Source organism: Mesorhizobium sp. M1227 (assembly GCF_040318315.1).
In the GTDB taxonomy this organism is placed as follows: domain Bacteria; phylum Pseudomonadota; class Alphaproteobacteria; order Rhizobiales; family Rhizobiaceae; genus Mesorhizobium.
The window spans coordinates 85,924-103,497 of record NZ_JAMYLZ010000004.1; the positions used below are offsets into that span (position 1 = coordinate 85,924).

13 protein-coding genes are annotated in these 17,574 nt (G+C 62.8%); 10 read left to right on the top strand and 3 right to left on the bottom strand.

The window, feature by feature from the left end; genetic code table 11:
• The first annotated feature begins 15 nt into the window (after positions 1 to 15).
• Positions 16 to 1,578, top strand: a complete 1,563-nt coding sequence (locus NKH28_RS08035) for a class I adenylate-forming enzyme family protein (RefSeq protein ID WP_352470635.1) — start codon at positions 16 to 18, stop codon at positions 1,576 to 1,578.
• Positions 1,575 to 2,582, top strand: coding sequence for an NAD(+) synthase (gene nadE / locus NKH28_RS08040; protein ID WP_352470634.1), 1,008 nt, complete (start codon positions 1,575 to 1,577; stop codon positions 2,580 to 2,582). The genes NKH28_RS08035 and nadE overlap by 4 nt, the downstream gene beginning before the upstream one ends.
• A gap of 280 nt (positions 2,583 to 2,862) precedes the next feature.
• On the opposite strand, the gene NKH28_RS08045 is transcribed toward nadE, so the two are convergent.
• The 3 genes from NKH28_RS08045 to NKH28_RS08055 all read right to left on the bottom strand — a co-directional run bounded on the left by NKH28_RS08045 (position 2,863) and on the right by NKH28_RS08055 (position 8,001).
• Entirely contained in the window at positions 2,863 to 5,331 is a 2,469-nt protein-coding gene (locus NKH28_RS08045; protein ID WP_352470705.1) for an adenylate/guanylate cyclase domain-containing protein, read from the bottom strand.
• 81 nt (positions 5,332 to 5,412) lie between these two features.
• The gene (locus NKH28_RS08050) at positions 5,413 to 6,507 is read right to left on the bottom strand and encodes a branched-chain amino acid ABC transporter substrate-binding protein (protein ID WP_352470633.1); all 1,095 of its coding nucleotides are present in this window, start codon (positions 6,505 to 6,507) and stop codon (positions 5,413 to 5,415) included.
• Between the two features lie 378 nt (positions 6,508 to 6,885).
• Entirely contained in the window at positions 6,886 to 8,001 is a 1,116-nt protein-coding gene (locus NKH28_RS08055; protein WP_352612440.1) for a hypothetical protein, read from the bottom strand.
• Between the two features lie 521 nt (positions 8,002 to 8,522).
• On the opposite strand from NKH28_RS08055, the gene NKH28_RS08060 reads away from it, so the two are divergent.
• From NKH28_RS08060 to NKH28_RS08095, 8 genes are all read left to right on the top strand, one after another.
• Positions 8,523 to 9,650 (top strand): transporter substrate-binding protein, encoded by a 1,128-nt coding sequence (locus NKH28_RS08060; RefSeq protein ID WP_352470631.1) that lies wholly within the window; start codon positions 8,523 to 8,525, stop codon positions 9,648 to 9,650.
• Positions 9,647 to 10,249, top strand: a complete 603-nt coding sequence (locus tag NKH28_RS08065) for an ANTAR domain-containing response regulator (protein ID WP_352455770.1) — start codon at positions 9,647 to 9,649, stop codon at positions 10,247 to 10,249. The genes NKH28_RS08060 and NKH28_RS08065 overlap by 4 nt, the downstream gene beginning before the upstream one ends.
• A 19-nt stretch (positions 10,250 to 10,268) precedes the next feature.
• Positions 10,269 to 11,135 (top strand): ABC transporter permease, encoded by an 867-nt coding sequence (locus NKH28_RS08070; protein ID WP_352470704.1) that lies wholly within the window; start codon positions 10,269 to 10,271, stop codon positions 11,133 to 11,135.
• Positions 11,132 to 12,052: an ABC transporter permease gene (locus NKH28_RS08075; protein ID WP_352470630.1), complete on the top strand. Its 921-nt coding sequence runs from the start codon at positions 11,132 to 11,134 to the stop codon at positions 12,050 to 12,052. The genes NKH28_RS08070 and NKH28_RS08075 overlap by 4 nt, the downstream gene beginning before the upstream one ends.
• A 32-nt stretch (positions 12,053 to 12,084) precedes the next feature.
• Entirely contained in the window at positions 12,085 to 13,728 is a 1,644-nt protein-coding gene (locus tag NKH28_RS08080) for an ABC transporter substrate-binding protein (protein ID WP_352978443.1), read from the top strand.
• Positions 13,718 to 14,662: an acetamidase/formamidase family protein gene (locus tag NKH28_RS08085; protein ID WP_352978445.1), complete on the top strand. Its 945-nt coding sequence runs from the start codon at positions 13,718 to 13,720 to the stop codon at positions 14,660 to 14,662. Before NKH28_RS08080 ends, NKH28_RS08085 begins: the two co-directional genes overlap by 11 nt.
• Positions 14,659 to 16,455 carry an ABC transporter ATP-binding protein gene (locus tag NKH28_RS08090; protein ID WP_352978447.1) on the top strand — a complete coding sequence of 599 codons (1,797 nt, stop codon included), beginning with the start codon at positions 14,659 to 14,661 and terminating at the stop codon, positions 16,453 to 16,455. The genes NKH28_RS08085 and NKH28_RS08090 overlap by 4 nt, the downstream gene beginning before the upstream one ends.
• Positions 16,456 to 16,659: 204 nt before the next feature.
• Complete coding sequence (locus NKH28_RS08095) at positions 16,660 to 17,544, top strand: dihydrodipicolinate synthase family protein (protein WP_352612447.1); 885 nt, start codon at positions 16,660 to 16,662, stop codon at positions 17,542 to 17,544.
• Positions 17,545 to 17,574 lie beyond the last annotated feature (30 nt).

Below are 17,574 nucleotides of genomic sequence, written 5' to 3' on the forward strand. Positions count from 1 at the left end.
CGGTGAGGAGCGTCCGTGCGGATCGAACATTTTCTGACGGCGAAGGCCGCTGCCCATCCAGCCAAAACGGCATTGATCACCGAGCACAAAAGGCTGTGCTACAAAGAGCTGGACGATCTCTCGAGCCGCTTGGCCGCCGCCCTTTTTTTGAATGGCGTCAGGCGCGACGACCGGGTGCTGATCTTCATGGACAATTGCTGGGAGGCTGCGGTTTCGATTTTCGCAGTTCTTAAAGCAGGCGCGACTTTCAGTCCGATCAACGCATCCACCAAGGCCGAAAAGCTAGCCTACATCATCGCCGATTGCGATGCCGCCGCGATCCTCACGCAAGCAAGACTGATGCCCGTGGTCGCCGAGGCGTCCGGATCCTCCGGCGAGACGTCCTCCGGCAAGACCGGCATCTTCGTGGCTTCCACCGTTGCTGCCGATAGCCAATGCCCGGCAGGGGCCACATCCCTGGCGGAGTGCTTGACGGTCCAAGTCAGGGAGATTGACCATCGCGGCGTTGACGTCGATCTTGCGATGTTGATCTACACCTCGGGCTCGACCGGCCGGCCCAAGGGTGTGATGATGACGCACCGCAATTGCGACGCGGCGGCCGACTCCATCACCAACTACCTGCGCAACTCGCCCGACGACATCATCTTGAATGTTCTGCCCCTCGCTTTCGACTACGGCCTCTATCAATTGCTGATGGCCGTCAGGCTCGGCGCCACGCTCGTGCTCGAGAAGTCCTTCGCTTTTCCCCAGGCGGTCTTTGAACGCATCCGCCAGGAAGGCGTCACCGGGCTTCCGCTCGTGCCCACGATGGCAGCGATGATCCTGCAGTTGAGGGACCTGGCGCCGGGCTTCCTGCCCAGCCTTCGCTATATTTCCAACACGGCGGCTGCCTTGCCGCCGCCTCACATCGAACGCCTTCGGTTCCTTTTCCCCGGTGTCAGGCTCTATTCGATGTATGGCCTGACGGAATGCAAGCGCTGCACCTATCTGCCGCCCGAGGAGCTCGACCGCCGGCCGGGCTCGGTCGGAATAGCCATTCCGAACACCGAAGCCTTTGTCGTCGACGACGAGGGGCAACGGGTGCCGCCGGGCGTAGCGGGTGAGCTGGTCATTCGCGGGCCGCACGTCATGCAGGGTTATTGGCGAAACGAAGCTGCGACGGCACGAGCCCTGCGCCGGGGTCCGAACCCTTGGGAGAAGGTTCTCTACACCGGCGATCTTTTCAGGGCCGATGAGGAAGGCTTTCTTTATTTCGTCGGCCGCAAGGACGACATCATAAAGTCGCGGGGAGAGAAGGTGGCGCCCAAGGAAGTGGAAGCCGTGCTTCACGCTCATCCGGGCATCGCGGAAGCGGTGGTTGTCGGTGTGCCGGATCCCGTGCTCGGGCATGCGATCGGCGCAGTTATAGTACGGTCCGACCCGGCGCTTACCGAAAAGGATATCATACGTCACTGTGCACGCCACCTTGAGGACTTCATGGTCCCCAAGGTCGTCGAGTTCCGCCGCGAGCTGCCGAAGACCGATACCGGCAAGGTCAGCCGTCGGCTTGCGGCAGAAACCATGGAGGCCGCGCAATGAATGTTCGCCCGACCGAGGATGCGCGGACCTTTCTGGCGCAGGCTCTGGCAATCGACCTGATCACCGAAACGGACCGTATCGTAACGGCCTTGCGCCAGCAGTTGCGCGGGCTTCGCAAGCGGGGCCTTGTGCTCGGTCTTTCGGGCGGGATCGATTCGAGCGTGTCGGTCGCGTTGGCGGTACGAGCCGTTGGCCCCAAGAATGTGCTTTGCCTGTTCATGCCGGAAAGCGATTCCGATCCTGAAAGTCTGCGGCTCGGCCGCCTCGTCGCCGAAACTTTCGGTGTCGAGGCTGTGACGGAGGATATCGGGCCGATCCTGCGCGCAATGGGCTGCTACAGGCGTCGCGACGCCTTCATCCGCGAATTGGTCCCGGAATACGGCGAAGGCTGGGCTTCGAAGATCGTGATCGCGAACGCCCTTGAGGGCGGGGGCTACAATATCTCGTCCCTGGTGGTGCAAGACCCGGAGGGCAAGCAGACGAAACGGAGAATGCCGCTGCCTGTCTATCTCGGCGTCGTCGCCGCTACCAATATGAAGCAGCGCACCCGCAAGCAGATTGAATACTATCATGCGGATCGCCTGAACTTCGCCGTTCTTGGAACCCCGAACCGGCTGGAATACGATCAGGGTTTCTTCGTGAAGAACGGTGACGGCGCCGCGGACGTCAAGCCGATTGCCCACCTCTATAAAACACAGGTCTATGCGCTTGCGGCCCATCTCGGTATTCCGGAAGAAATCCGCAACCGGCCTCCGACCACCGATACCTACTCGCTGGCGCAGACCCAGGAGGAGTTCTACTTCTCGCTTCCCTATGACCGTATGGATCTTTGCCTTTACGGTCTCAACAACGGCGTGGCGGCTGAGGTGGTGGGGCAGGCGGCGGGGTTGGCCGCCTCACAAGTGGAACACGTCTGGGCCGATATCATCGCCAAACGCAAGGCGACGCGTTATCTGCACATGCGTCCGCAACTCGTCGAGGAAGTCGAAGAACTCGGTACCTGACCTGCTTCGAGACCGGCCACGTCCCAGGCCGCCGTCATGGCCGAGATGGGCGGGAAGTTGCCGTTCGTCTCATCTGCGAGAACGAGCACGTTGCGCCATATCCGGACCCATGCCAGTGATGCCGTGAATGTTAAGTCTCGGCTCCGATGCCGACGTTCCGCCCGAGTTCGAAGACTGACCGCGACCGTTCTGCGGCCTTCGCATCGACAGCGCCAATGAGCGGCGTCCCACATCCCACTCCTTGTGTCCATTGGGAGGGGTCGTTGTGGACCAAGCCCTACTACCCAGGCTTGTGACGAAGCCGATCCAGCGCGTCTCGAAGTGCATTGGCGGCATCGCCACGCTCGTCAGGGGACATCAGCTCCGGTTCAAGTTCCAACCTGAAGTGCGGCAGCTCGGTCCGAACAGCACGACGAGCGGCCGCCAAATTGGCCTTCAGATCGATGACGCGGTAGGTGGCGACGGGATAGGCGATCCCCTTGACCTGGACTTGCCCCAGTTCTTCACAGTCGATTGCGTCCTTCACTTGCGCAAACGTCTCGTAGGAAATGAGGATTGTCCCCGGCGGCGCCTCCTGCTCCAGGCGCGAGGCGAGATTCACGGCGCCGCCGATTATCGTGTAGTCCATCCGGTCCTCGCTGCCGAAGTTACCGACGGTGCAGTAGTCGGTATGGATGCCGATGCGACAGCGCAGCGGTGTTTCGATCCCCATGTCCCGCCAGACTTCGGCAAGCTCGCTAATCCGCTTTTGCATTGCAAGTGCCATCTGCGCGCAAGCCAGCGCGTCCTCCTTGACGCCGCGAGTCTCGGGATCGCCGAAAAACATCAGGATCGCGTCGCCGACATATTTGTCGATCGTAGCGCCGTGATCCGAAGCAATTTTCGACATTTCCGTCAGATAGTGATTGAGGAGTTGGGTGAGATCCTCGGATTCCATTTTGTCAGTGGTCTCGGTAAAGCCCGCGATATCGGAGAAGCATATTGTCAGTTTCTTCCGCTGGCTGGCGATCCTGACCTCCTGGCGGCCGGTGAATATCGAGCGATACACTTGGGGCGCCAGATACTTCGCCAGCTTGCTGGAAAGCGCCTCCAGAACCACGGATTTCTCGGCGAGGTTCTCCTCCCTTTGCTTCAGCTCAGTGATATCCGAATAGACGGCGACCGTGCCGCCGGCGCTGATCCGCCGCTCGCTGATCATGACCCATCGCCCGTCGCCTCGCCGCTGCACCCAAGGTTCGCCAGGGTTGCGGTGCCGCGAGAGGCGCTCGGCGACCCACTCCTCGACCCGCCCCTCGGCGTCCCTGATGTAGCCGCGCTCAGCGGATCGGCGAATGATTTGCTCGAATATCGTGCCGGGCGTCAGTTCGGTCTCCAGACCGGCGTAGAGCAATTCGCGGTAGCGGCTGTTGCTGAGGACGAGCCGGTCCTCCCCGTCGTACAGAGCGAATCCTTCGGAGATGCTTTCGATGGCATCGATGAGCCGCTGACGAGCTTCCGCAACGTCGCGCAGGTTCTTTTCCTCGACCTCGACGGCAGTATCCCGGAAAAGTCTCAGCGCTTCGGCCATGCGCCCGATTTCGTCGCTGCCCGCGGCTGGCAGCGGCGCACGAAGGTTGCCCCCCGCAATCGCGAGCATGCCCTGGCTCACGGCCCCCAGTCGGGCGAGGAGGCTGCGGTCGACATAGAGCCAGACAACCAGAACCGAACTCAGGAGGCTGAGGAAGGCGGAGCCGAGCACAACCGCGGTGCCGTAGCGCTGGACGAGCGCGGCTTCGCGACCGGACGCAGCGATCTCCTGGTCTGCCGTGGCGACCAGGCGATCGACGCCAGCGGTGAGATTGCGCGACAGTCGATTGTTCTCGGCCAGAAGCCTTTCGCCCTGTGCCAGGACAGCAAACTCGTCCTCCCGCGCCTTGGGGATGCTGTCCTCGCCGTCGGTCAAGCCCTTGAACTCATCGACACGCTGCCGAAAGCGGGTCCGCAGCTTTTCGTCGATCTCCGTGGAGACCTTTTCAAGAGCAGTGAGCGAACGGCGTAGCGGAAAAAGGATCAACGCCAGGTCGCCCGGCGTCGGCGCGTTCGCGACCTTCACCAGCGCGTCGTTGACTGCCGAGATCTCCAGCTGCGCCTTCTGCTGGGGGATGTAGGCCGCAATCGCCTGGACCAGGTCGGCCATCGCCGCTGCGCGTCGATCGGGCGACAGCGACGTGTCGGCCGCGACCGCCCGCCATTGCGGCAGCCTGGAATCCATCACTAGGATGCCGGTGGCGACAAGGCGCTGGCTTCCGGTTGTCGTCGCGGCGAGGCGGTTCAGGAGCTCCTCCTTGCGGGCGACCACGTCGAGCCGGGCGACAACAAGAGAGTCGAGCTCCTTCAGGTTGCGCCTCAGAACAATCGCGGCTTCCTCAATCTCGGCCAAAGGCACTGTGCCCAACGTGGCATCCCGGAGGTCCGTGCGCAGGGCCTCGAGGCGGGACATCTCGAGCGCGACGGCAGCCGAGACCTCGCTGTGCTGAGCCCTGCTTGTCGCTGCCAGCACCGATGGCGCGGCAGCAGCGACCCGTTCGGCCTGGCGCGACAGCTGGAGGGAGGCGAGCGCCGACGGCACTCGATCCGTGGTAATTCGGTCCACGACGTCGCCAACCTGGAGGAAGGCATAAAGCGCCGCAGCCGTTGCCAGCACCGCAAGGGCGCTGATCCCGAAAAAGGCGAGCAACAGCCGGCCACGTATGCCGAGGCGTTCAAGCATCTCGGCGAGTCGGAACAGTCCGGCCACACTGGTCTGCATCAGACTAGACATCTCAGCCGGCACGCCGGCGATCAGCGAACCCTATTCAACCGGCACGTACTCTCCGCCGCGCCAGACGTACCAAACCCAGCTCTGCTTCGTGAGGTCGCCCTTGTCGTCGAAATCGACCCGGCCGATCACGGTGTCGAATTCCTGTTCGTGCAGTGCCGCAATGACGGCCTTCGGCTCCAGCGAACCTGCCTTCGAGACCGCCTGGGCCCAAACCTGGACCGCGCAGTAGCTCAACAGCGTGTAGCCCGCGGGTTCGAAATTCTCCGCACGGAACTGCTCAACGACCGCGGCCGCTTCGGGGCTTCGCCTCGCGTCCGCCGGGAACGTGAAGAGGGTCCCCTCCGCCGCGGGGCCGGCGATCAGGGCAAATTCCTCGGTCGCCAAAGCATCTCCGGATATGAGCTGAACCGTGTAGCCACTGTCGTGTGCAGCGCGAGCAATCAGCGCAACCTCGGCATGATACCCACCCACATATAAGGCGGAGACGCCGGCGGTCCGCAACGTAGCGACCTCGGCCGAATAGTCGTCCTTCCCGGGAATGTATGCGTCGTAAACGGCCTCAGTCACGCCCCGCTTGTGCAGCTGCTTCCTGGTCTCGTCGGCGAGACCCTTCCCATAGGTCGAGTTGTCGTGGAGGATCGCAATCTTCTTGTTGCCCCAGCGATCGGCAAGGTAGTTGCCAGCGATGAAACCTTGCGCGTCGTCGCGGCCAATGGTGCGAAAGACATTGGCACGGCCCTGTTCGGTCAGCTGCGGATTGGTCGAGCCTGGGGATATCTCAACGACGCCCGCCTCCTCGTACACTTTTGATGCGGGGATCGAGGCCCCGGAGCAATAATGCCCGACGACGAGCACGACCCCGTCAGCCACCAGCTTCTTGGCGGCCGCCACAGCTTGCTCGGGATCGCAGAAGTCGTCGACCGAGATGAGCCTCACCTTCTGGCCGAGCACGCCGCCCGCCGTGTTGACGTCGGCCACTGCCATCTCCGCGCCGCGCTGTCCCTGCTCGCCGATCCAGGCGAGCCGTCCCGTCATCGCAGCCGAGACGCCGATCAGCACCTCCGCCCGTGCGGAGCTGAACACGGCCGCGAGAACCAAGATCAGTATGGCGATGATGCGGTGCATGTGTGCACCCCCTTAACTGTAGCTTACGCCAATCCCGTCAAAGCCGACAGCCCCTTCGGCAAGCGCGACTGTCTCGGGCTGCTATTGCAGCGCACACCCAATTTGGCGAAGCAAGCATACACTGGAATGGCGTGTCATAACTTCGTTCGCTGAGGTCGGAATCGCGCGCCAAATCCGGACGTTACCACTGACCGGAGTGAGCGTCGTGATTGGGTCACGGAGCGTCATGCGACGCTCCCAACTGGATGACGGCAAAGGGTCGAACTCGGTCGTTCAGAGTGATTGGGTTTTGACCCAAGCACTCTGCAGCCAAGTGGAAACGCGCCTAAAATAAATAGTTAGAGCGGGATGCCCGCTTCAACTTGAACGCATCCCGCTCTAGCTGAAGCGGCTCCCGATAAGCCGGCTCCACTGCTCGCCCGCAAGGCCGTTCAGGAAGACTTGCGAGTTCTTCATCGCGTCCAAAAGCTCTGGATCGCGTGAATGTACCACCGTTGAGGCAACGGTCAGGAAAGCAATGCGTCGTCCAAGCATCGCCTCCAGAAGTGCAGGTTGAATACGTCCGCGCAGGCCGCTGACGCCGCGCGTGGCGGCGTGATCGATCAGGCAGTCAATCACCGGGCCCGCCTGGCCGGGGAGGGCGAAGATCTGCAGCACGCGACCAATTTCATACTTCCGTGCGTAGTAGGCGAAAGCGCCGACATTGGTGCCGACTGGCGACGTCACACAAACGTAGACAAGCTCCCCCAGATCCGGCTTTTGTGCCGCATCTGTCAGGATGTGGTCGAGTTGATCTTCCGTCCAGTCAGGCCGCAGGGCGAATTGAGCGGTAAACGGTTCGATGAGCCTGGCAAATGCATGGCTGTCGATTTCGGATGTACGAAATGCTCCGTGGCCTGCCCCGTCCACCGCCACACCCGACCAACGTCGTTCGCTGGACGTCATCCTTCTGCAGTAAAATCGGTCGACTGCACGCGCCAGCGGATTGAGCATTCGCGCAAGCGCCATGCGATTGGCGGAAAGGCTGAGCATGAAGGCCGCGGGGCGCATCACACGGACCCAGTCAAGGCTGTATTGCGGCAGGACCACGCCGCGCAGCCGGGTCCACAATTTCACGGAAATATCGTTGGCCGTCTCGCTGAAGGAGATGTCCTGCGGACCATCCAGGTAAGCTTTCAGCAAGCGGGCGCCGGCCAGCGGGTCGTGCTCATGGTCCTCGACCATGAGCGAGCTACAGATGGCCGCGCGTAGTTGTCGGCCGTTGAACGTCATCGGCAGGACGTGGACGCCGACAAATCCGGAGACGCGACCGGCGTCGTTGACATGGACAAGCGACCGGAGGTTGTCTGCGCAACCGGGCGCATCCAGATAAAACCGTTGCATGTATTCCACGAGAGAGGCCGGCGCTTCGGTCCTCTCCTTCAACAGCACGCGCTGAAACATGTTCGCAACTGCCGGGAGGTCGGCGCCTTGCAAGGCGCGAATGACGCTCAAGCCCGGCTCCCGCCACCAAAGTCCCATCCACCGAGCTTCCGGGCCAAGGCGACGCGAGGCACGAGAACATCGGGCGCGCGTTCCAACTCGACGCCCATGAAGCCGTGCAACCTCGGCCAGTTGGCATCGCCCCGGTGACCGAACGGAGTGCTGAATTGCTGCGGCAAGGTGGAACCCTTTGCTTGACCGACGAAAACCGGCGTCATTGCTGCTAGCAGATTCAGGTAAACCGATATTAAAGTCGTTGCTTTGAATGGTAGCGAACCGGGTTTGTCCGGCCCCATACCTGGACATCAGCAATTTTGGTTCCTGGCGGACTCTGCACAACCAGCGGCATGAGTTGCGTGCTGCGCGCCGAACCGTTTCGGCTGGCCAAAGTTTCGCGTGGCGGCTCTTGACTGGGAGCGCGGGCGTAATACGGTGAGGACAAATACCGGCTCCGACCGCCGGGCGGCAAGAATGCCTCGTATGCCTCGCCCTGCGGCGGTGGCTGCGGGGCATTGTCATTTTTGAGGCATTGCTTGAAACGGCATATCGACATCGGCATTCTCTATTCGCGGTCCGGCAACTACCGGCTGGTGTCCGAATCCTGCCGTGCGGGTGCGATGAACGCCATCGCCGACGTCAACGGCGATCTCGCTATCCCATTCGAATTCATCCCGATCGAGCGCGACCCGCAGGGCAACATCGATCGCTATGCAAGCGGCTGCGCGGACATTCTCGCCAACAGCGGCGCGCGTCACATCATTGGCTGCGTCACCTCGTGGAGCCGCAAGGAGGTCATTCCAATCCTGGAAAGGGCAGGCGGCACGCTGTGGTACGCCTGCCCGTACGAGGGCTTCGAAGCCAACGAGCATGTCGTCTACACACACGCCTGCCCCAATCAGCATCTCGTACCGCTGCTCGCCTATGTCGTGCCTCGTTTCGGCGCCGATGGCTTCCTGCTCGGTTCCAACTACATCTGGGGCTGGGAGACCAACCGCGTGGCGCGCGACCTGATTGCGGACGCTGGCGGCAAGGTGCTGGGCGAACGCTATCTGCCGCTCGGCGAGGTCGATGTTGCGCGGCTGATCGCGGAGATACAGGCGACGAGACCTGATTTCATTCTGAACAATCTCATCGGCCCTTCTTCTTATGCCTTCATCGCTGCCTATGCGGAGCTTGGCCGGCGCGACCCGCATTTCAGGCCGGAGCGTTGCCCGATCCTGTCCTGCAATCTCACGGAATGCGAATTGCCGGCGCTCAACGGGGCAGGCGATGGCCACCTTTCCGTTGGGCCCTATTTTCACGACATCTCGGGGGCGGATCGCGGTGCGGTTCCAGTGCCTTCCGTCATGCCGGCCTCATCCTTCGAGGCGGCGGCTTATGCCTCGGTGCGCATGCTCGCCGAGATCCTCACCCTTAACCCCGGTGCACAATGGACGGACCTTCCCAAGGTCTTTTCCGAAACATCATTTCGAACGCCGCTGGGCGACATCGCCATCGACCAGCAAACCCAGCATGCTACCTTGCCGGTGCTAATCGGACGTATCGATGGAACATCGTTCAAAACGGTCACACTGACGAAGGGCGTGGCACCCGATCCCTACCTTTCCCGCTATGACCGGACGGAGACGTTCGGGCGGCCACGCCTGCGGGTGGTGTCGTGAGCAAGATGGCGCGTATCCCGAACCTTGGAGGCGCCAGGGCTTTTGTCCTGCATCGTCCACATCCGACCGTGCAGGCGATCACAAGGCAATTGTCGGCCATCGGCCTTGAGGCGATTGGCTTCTGGCCGGAACTGCCGGCCGAAGCCTTGGCGGCGGACTTCGTCTTCTTCGACGTCGATCTCGGCTTTGACGAGCAATTTCCGTGGAAGCCGGGCGAGGCGCCGATGCCGCTGATAGCACTGATCGGCTCCGAGGCGCCGGGGCGCGTCGAATGGGCATTGTCGCACAAGGCCGATGCGCAGTTGCTGAAACCGGTCGGCAATGCCGGCGTCTATAGCGCACTTTTAATCGCAAGGCAGAGTTTCGAGGCGCGCAAGCTTCTGGCCAGCGAGATTGCCTCGCTTCGTCAGCGGGTCGCGGAGCGCCAGACCATCGTACGCGCGGTAGAGGTCTTGTCGAAGGGCGCCGAGGACGGCCGTGCCTATGCGCAGCTCCGCTCGCTGGCGATGAGCTGGCAAATCAGTGTCGAGGAAGCCGCGCGCAGGATCGTGGCGATGACACAAGAAGAAGGCGACGATGACCAATCCGATCGCGCCTGAGCTTTCGGCCGCCGGGCGTATGCCAGCCAAGCCTCGCGCCGGCGTCTGGCGACGTCTGCTAAAACGGCCTCTCGCTTTGCTCGGCCTCGGGATTATTGCCGTTGTCTTGGCCGGCGCCATTCTTGCACCGTGGCTGACAGGCTACGATCCAAACGAGCAGATGTTCGACGGGCTCACGCTTGAAGGCGCGCCACTGCCGCCGGGAGCCCAGTTCTGGCTGGGCACCGACCTGCTTGGCCGCGACCTGCTGACCCGTCTCCTATTCGGCGCGCGCACGTCGCTGATCATCGGCATCGTCGCCAATGGCGTGGCGCTTCTGATCGGCACGCTGGTCGGCATCACCGCCGGCTATTTCCGCGGCTGGATCGGCAGCGCGCTTATGCGCTTCACCGATTTGATGATGGCTTTCCCGGCGCTGCTGCTCGCCATCTGCCTGGCGGCGGTGCTCCAGCCGAGCCTGTGGATCGTCGCCATGGTGATCGCATTGGTGAACTGGGTGCAGACCGCCCGCGTCATCTACACCGAGACAAGTTCGCTCTCCGAACGCGAGTTCATCGATGCCGAGCGCACCATCGGCGCTAGCGCTCCACGCATCCTGTTCCGCCATATCCTGCCACATCTTTTGCCGACGATCATCGTCTGGGGCACGCTCGGTATTTCGACCACGGTGCTGCTCGAAGCGACGCTCAGCTATCTCGGCATCGGCGTGCAACCGCCGACCGCGTCATGGGGCAACATCATCTTCGAGAACCAGACCTATTTCCAGGCCGCGCCCTGGCTGGTCTTCTTTCCCGGTGCGGCGATCCTGGCACTGGCGCTGGCCTTCAACCTGATCGGTGACGCACTGCGCGACATCCTCGATCCGACGCAAAGGGGGCGGGCATGATCGCCTATCTCGGCCGCCGCGTTGTCCAGTCGGTGCTCATCTTGCTCGGCGTCTCTCTGATCACCTTTGCGCTGCTCTACCTGCTGCCCGCCGATCCCGTCCGCCAGATCGCCGGCCGCAGCGCCACACCCGAGACGGTCGAAAACATCCGCCGGCAGCTCGGCCTCGACCAGCCCTTCGTCGTCCAGTATTGGCACTATCTGACCAGCCTTCTCAGCGGCGATCTGGGGCGCTCCTACATTCAGCGCTCGGAGGTCACGGAGCTTATCGTCTCGCGGCTGCCGGCAAGCCTGCTGCTGATGGTCGGCGCCATTGCCTGCGAAGTCGTGATCGGGCTGACGATGGGCCTCATCGCCGCCGTCAAGCGTGGCACCGCCACCGACCAGTCGCTGATGGTCGCCTCCTTCGTTGGCGTCTCGGCGCCGCAATTCGTCGTCGGCCTGATGCTGCTTTATGTGTTCGCGGTGCGGCTCGGCTGGTTCCCGATCGGCGGTTACGGCACCTGGCGTCATCTGGTGCTGCCGTCGCTGACCATGGGAATTCTCGGCGCCGGCTGGTACGCCCGCATGATGCGCTCGTCGATGATCGACGTGCTGCGCCAGGACTACGTGCGTACCGCGCGTGCCAAGGGTCTTGCACGCAGCGCCATTATCCTCCGGCACGCGCTGCCCAACGCCATCCTGCCGGTCATCGCCATGATCGGCATCGATATCGGCATCTTCATGGGCGGCATCGTGGTTGTCGAAAGCGTGTTCGGCTGGCCAGGCATCGGCCAGCTAGCCTGGCAGGCCATTCAGCGCATCGACATTCCGATCATCATGGGGGTCACCCTGGTTTCGGCCTTTGCCATCGTGCTCGGCAATCTCCTGGCCGACACTGTCGCACCGTTCATCGATCCACGCATCAAGCTCAGATGAAAACCAAGAAAACCAGAGAAAGGGAACATGACATGAGAAAATATCTAATATCGACCGTGGCGGCATCGGCGCTTGCGCTGGTGCTTGGCATGACAAGCGTACGTGCCGAAGACGCCGTCGATCCGAATGCCAAGCAGGGCGGCGCGATCACCATCACCTACAAGGACGACGTCGCCACGCTCGATCCGGCCATCGGCTATGACTGGCAGAACTGGTCGATGATCAAGAGCCTGTTCGACGGGCTGATGGACTACGAGCCGGGCACCACCAACCTGCGGCCCGACCTTGCCGAGAGCTACGAGATTGCGCCCGACGGCAAGACCTTCACCTTCAAGCTGCGCCACGGAGTGAAGTTCCACAATGGCCGCGAGATGACCGCCGACGACGTGAAATATTCGCTCGACCGGGTCACCAATCCAAAGACACAGAGCCCGGGTGCCGGTTTCTTCCGCTCGATCAAAGGCTATGACAACGTCGCTGCCGGCAAGGCGGAGAGCCTGGCGGGCATAACCGTCGTCGATCCCTACACGATCAAGTTCGAGCTGACCCGGCCCGACGCCACCTTCCTGCATGTCATGGCGATCAACTTCTCGCATGTGGTGCCGAAGGAAGAAGTCGAAAAATACGGCGCAGACTTCGGCAAACATCCGGTCGGAACCGGCGCCTTCAAGCTCGCCGAATGGACGCTCGGCCAGCGCGTGGTCTTCGAGCGCAACCCGGATTACTGGCACAAGGGTCTGCCGCATCTCGACAAGATCACCTTTGAGATCGGCCAGGAGCCGATCGTGGCGCTGCTGCGGCTCCAGAAAGGCGAGATCGACGTTCCCGGCGACGGCATTCCGCCGGCGAAATTCCAGGAGGTGATGGCCGATCCCGAGCAGAAGGCCCGTGTCGTCGAGGGCGGCCAGTTGCACACCGGCTATATCACCATGAATACCACCATGGCGCCCTTCGACAACGTGAAGGTGCGGCAGGCGGTCAACATGGCTATCAACAAGGACCGCATCGTCCAGCTGATCAACAACCGTGCGGTGCCGGCCAATCAGCCGTTGCCGCCGTCGATGCCTGGCTATGACAAGGCATTCAAGGGCTATCCCTATGACGTGGCCAAGGCCAAGGCCTTGCTTGCCGAGGCCGGGCATCCCGACGGATTTGACACGCAGCTGTTTGCCATGAACACCGATCCCAACCCGCGCATCGCGCAGGCCATTCAGCAGGATCTGGCGGCGGTCGGCATCAAGGCCAGCATCCAGTCGCTCGCGCAGGCCAACGTCATCGCCGCCGGCGGTGACAAGGCCGGTGCGCCGATGATCTGGTCCGGCGGCATGGCCTGGATCGCCGACTTCCCCGATCCGTCGAACTTCTACGGCCCGATCCTCGGCTGCGCTGGTGCCGTCCCGGGCGGCTGGAACTGGTCGTGGTATTGCAACAAGGAGCTCGACGCCAAGGCTGCCGAAGCCGACTCCATCGTTGACCCGGCCAAGGCTGGCGAACGCGCCAAGATGTGGAGCGAGATCTACGGCAAGATCATGGAAGACGCGCCTTGGGCACCGGTCTTCAACGAGCAGCGTTTCACCATGAAATCAACCCGCATGGGTGGTGCCGACAACCTCTATGTCGACCCGGTCCACATCCCGATCAACTACGACAATGTGTATGTGACCGATGTGCAATAACTGCGACTACACCATCCACGGGCGCCACCATCATTTCGGCTGGGACAATTCCTTTGTCCCGGCCGAACGGGTGGCGCCAGGGGCGACGATCGAGTTCCAGTGCCTGGACTCGTCCGGCGGGCAGCTGACGATGGAGAGCACCGTCGACGACGTTGCTTTGCTCGATTTTGCCAAGGTGAACCCGGTCACTGGGCCAATCTATGTCGAAGGGGCAGAGCCGGGCGATGCCCTGAAAATCACCATCGAGGCGTTCAAGCCGTCCGGCTTCGGCTGGACGGCGAATATCCCGGGATTCGGTCTGCTGGCGGATGACTTCTCCCAACCGGCACTGAATATCTGGAAGTACGACGCCGCCTCGCTCGAACCGGCGCTGTTCGGCAAGAGCGGCCGGGTGCCGCTCAAGCCCTTCGCCGGCACCATCGGCAATGCCCCGGCTGAGCCGGGTCTGCATTCGGTGGTCCCGCCGCGGCGCGTGGGCGGCAATCTGGACATCCGTGATCTCGCCGCCGGCACGGTTCTCTACCTCCCTGTGGAGGTCGCGGGAGCGTTGTTCTCGGTCGGCGACACGCACGCCGCGCAGGGTGACGGCGAGGTCTGCGGCACGGCGATCGAGAGCCCCATGAACGCCGTGCTGACGCTCGATCTGGTCAAGGATGCCCGGCTGCGGACGCCGCGTTTCACAACGCCCGGTCCGGTGTCGCGGCATCTCGACGCCAAGGGCTACGAGGTGACAACCGGTATCGGGCCGGATCTGATGGACGGCGCCAGGAGCGCCGTTTCCCAGATGATCGACCTGCTCTCCGGCCGCTACCGCATGGATCCGGTAGATGCCTATATGCTCGTCTCGGTTTGCGGTGACCTGCGCATCAGCGAGATCGTCGACATGCCCAACTGGGTGGTTTCGTTCTACTTCCCCCGCTGCGTCTTTGAATGAAGGTGGAGGACATCAAACGATCCGGGCAGGCCGCCGCGGAGAGTGGCTCTGTCAGGCCGGTACTCAGCGTCTCAGGTCTGAGCGTCGCCGTGCGCGGCGAGGAGGGCGAGCGCGACGTCGTTTCCGACCTGACATTCGGCCTGATGCGCGGCGAAACGCTTTGCATCGCCGGCGAGTCCGGTTCCGGCAAGTCGATGACGGCGCTGGCCATCATGGGCTTGCTGCCGCAGCCGGCGGCACGCATCGGATCAGGCTCCATCCGGCTCGGCGATCAGGATCTCGCCGCTCTCAGCGAGAGCGGCATGCGCCGCATCCGCGGCAACCGTATTGCCATGATCTTTCAGGAACCGATGACATCGCTCAATCCGGTTCTGTCCGTCGGCCGTCAGCTCACGGAGGCGATCGAGGCACACACCTCGATGTCGCGCTCCAACTCGCGGCTGAGGGCGCTCGAGGCGCTGAAGGCAGTCCGAATTCCGGATGCCGAACGGCGGCTCGAGCACTATCCGCACGAACTCTCAGGCGGCATGCGCCAGCGCGTGATGATTGCCATGGCTCTGGCCCTGAACCCGGACGTGCTGATCGCCGATGAGCCGACGACCGCCCTCGATGTTACGGTTCAGGGCGAGGTGCTGGAGCTGCTGCGCGACCTGCAGCGCGAGCACGGCACCAGTGTTATCCTGATCACGCACGACATGGGCGTCGTCGCCGAGATGGCGGACCGCGTCATCATCATGCGCGACGGCCGGATGGTCGAGCAGGGCAGGGCGGCTGACATCTTCAATCGCCCGCAGGCCGACTATACACGCGAGCTTCTGGCCGCCGTGCCGCGCATTGGCGGCGGACGGACCGTCGAAGAACGACAAGACGCCGCCAACATGCCGGCCGAGCTTGTATCTGTCAGCGATCTTCACGTCCGCTTCGACCTGCACGGCGGCTTCTTCGGCCGCGTTGACCGCAAGGTGCACGCGGTCGAAGGCGTCAGTTTCTCGATCGCGCCGCACGAAACCCTGTCGCTGGTCGGCGAATCGGGCTGCGGCAAGTCGACGACGGCCAAGGCGATCGCCGGACTGGTGCCCTTCACCGGCAGCATTTCAATCGGCGGCCACGACCTGTCGGCGCTCAGCCGCAAGGAGCGCAAGGCTATCCGCCGCAATGTGCAGATGATCTTTCAGGATCCCTTCGCGTCCCTCGACCCGCGCATGCGGGTAGGCGACCTCGTCGCCGAGCCTCTGCTGATCCACGGCCTCGGCGACAGAGAGCAACGGCATGCCCAGATCGCCGCCCTGTTCGAACGTGTCGGCCTCTCGGCTGACCAGATGGAGCGCTATCCCCACGAATTCTCCGGCGGGCAGCGCCAGCGAATCTGCATTGCGCGGGCGCTGGCGCTGCGACCAAAGCTGATCATTGCCGACGAAAGCGTCTCTGCTCTCGACGTGTCGGTGCAGGCGCGCGTGTTAAGATTGCTGAAGGAGCTGCAGCGCGAATTCGGCGTCGCATATCTCTTCATCTCGCACGACATGGCGGTGGTCGAGAACATCTCCGATCGCGTGGCGGTAATGTATCTGGGGCAGATCGTCGAGATGGGCACCCGCGACCAGATCTTCTCCAACCCGCGCCATCCTTACACAAAGCGGCTGATCGAAGCCGTTCCGGTTCCCGATCCAGGCCGGCGCCGCGCCCGGTTCGCCCGTTTGGACAGCGAAATTCCAAGCGCTGTGCGGCGCATCGGTGACGAGCCCCGGAAACTCAAGCTCGAAGATGTTGGCGACGGCCACCTCGTCGCCACTTGATCGAGCTTAGGCTGCCTCGTGCAGCCAATCCCGCAGAGGCTCGGGGACAGCTGCATATGTGATGTTCGAGCGGAGGAAAATGATCGGCGATGGCGCTGCCGCGGCAGCGCCGTTCGGCGATGCCGAGTTGGCAACATCACCCGTTTACACCTGACATGTTAGCGTGCTAACGCTACATCCACATTGATTTCAACGGAGATCGTATTGGCTTCCCGCTTTGGTCTTTCGGTTGCCCTGACCACACCCTTCGACCCGTCGGGGCAGATAGCGCTCGCGCCGATGATCGCGCATGCCCGAGCCTGCCTTGGCGCCGGCTGCAGCAGCGCGACGCTGTTCGGCACCACCGGCGAAGGAGCCTCGGTCGGCACCGACGAGCGACGGATCGTCACCGAGGCCATGCTGGCGGCCGGTATTCCGCCACATCAGCTCGTCGCCGCAGTGCTGGTCGATGCAGCCGAAGATGCCGCCGATCAGGCCCGGCACGCTTTGCAGCGCGGCGTTCGCAACATTCTGCTCGCTCCGCCGAGCTACTTCAAGAATGTCGGCGAGGACGGGCTGTTCGGATGGTTTTCCGCCGTCTTCGCCGCACTCGGTCCGCTGGCGCGCGACGTGCTGCTCTATAACATCCCCTCAGTCACCATGGTGCCGCTCCCGCTTGGGCTGATCGGCCGGCTGCGCGCCGCCTTTCCCGCTGTGGTGGCCGGGGTGAAGGATTCCGGCGGGGACTGGAGCTACAGTGAGGCGCTGCTTGAGGCGCACGGCGATCTGGTGATCCTCATCGGCGACGAACGGCATCTCGCGAGAAGCGTGCGCCGCGGCGGACAGGGCGCGATTTCCGGCATGGCTAATTTTGTTACCGGCGAAATCCGGGCAATGGTCGAAAACGGGGGCGACGACCCACGCGTCGAAGACTTCGTGCTCGAATTGCTCAAATACCCGGTCACGCCGGCGGTGAAGGTCATGGTCGCGCGCAAGACCGGCGACGAGCGCTGGCTGGCGGTCCGCCCGCCCCTGGAGCCGATCGATCCGCAGGGACAGCGGCAGCTTGCCGCTGCCTTCGACAGGCTGTTTGCGACAGAGGCAGCCTGACCGACAAGGCCGGGCTGACCGACAAGGAAG

Excerpts from the sequence above, each read along its gene's own strand:
- NKH28_RS08075 (WP_352470630.1), top strand. The coding sequence starts at position 11,132 with ATGATCGCCTATCTCGGCCGCCGCGTTGTCCAGTCGGTGCTCATCTTG.
- NKH28_RS08070 (WP_352470704.1), top strand. The coding sequence starts at position 10,269 with ATGCCAGCCAAGCCTCGCGCCGGCGTCTGGCGACGTCTGCTAAAACGG.
- NKH28_RS08090 (WP_352978447.1), top strand. The coding sequence starts at position 14,659 with ATGAAGGTGGAGGACATCAAACGATCCGGGCAGGCCGCCGCGGAGAGT.
- nadE (WP_352470634.1), top strand. The coding sequence starts at position 1,575 with ATGAATGTTCGCCCGACCGAGGATGCGCGGACCTTTCTGGCGCAGGCT.
- NKH28_RS08085 (WP_352978445.1), top strand. The coding sequence starts at position 13,718 with ATGTGCAATAACTGCGACTACACCATCCACGGGCGCCACCATCATTTC.
- NKH28_RS08080 (WP_352978443.1), top strand. The coding sequence starts at position 12,085 with ATGAGAAAATATCTAATATCGACCGTGGCGGCATCGGCGCTTGCGCTG.
- NKH28_RS08045 (WP_352470705.1), bottom strand. The coding sequence starts at position 5,331 with ATGCTTGAACGCCTCGGCATACGTGGCCGGCTGTTGCTCGCCTTTTTC.
- NKH28_RS08050 (WP_352470633.1), bottom strand. The coding sequence starts at position 6,507 with ATGCACCGCATCATCGCCATACTGATCTTGGTTCTCGCGGCCGTGTTC.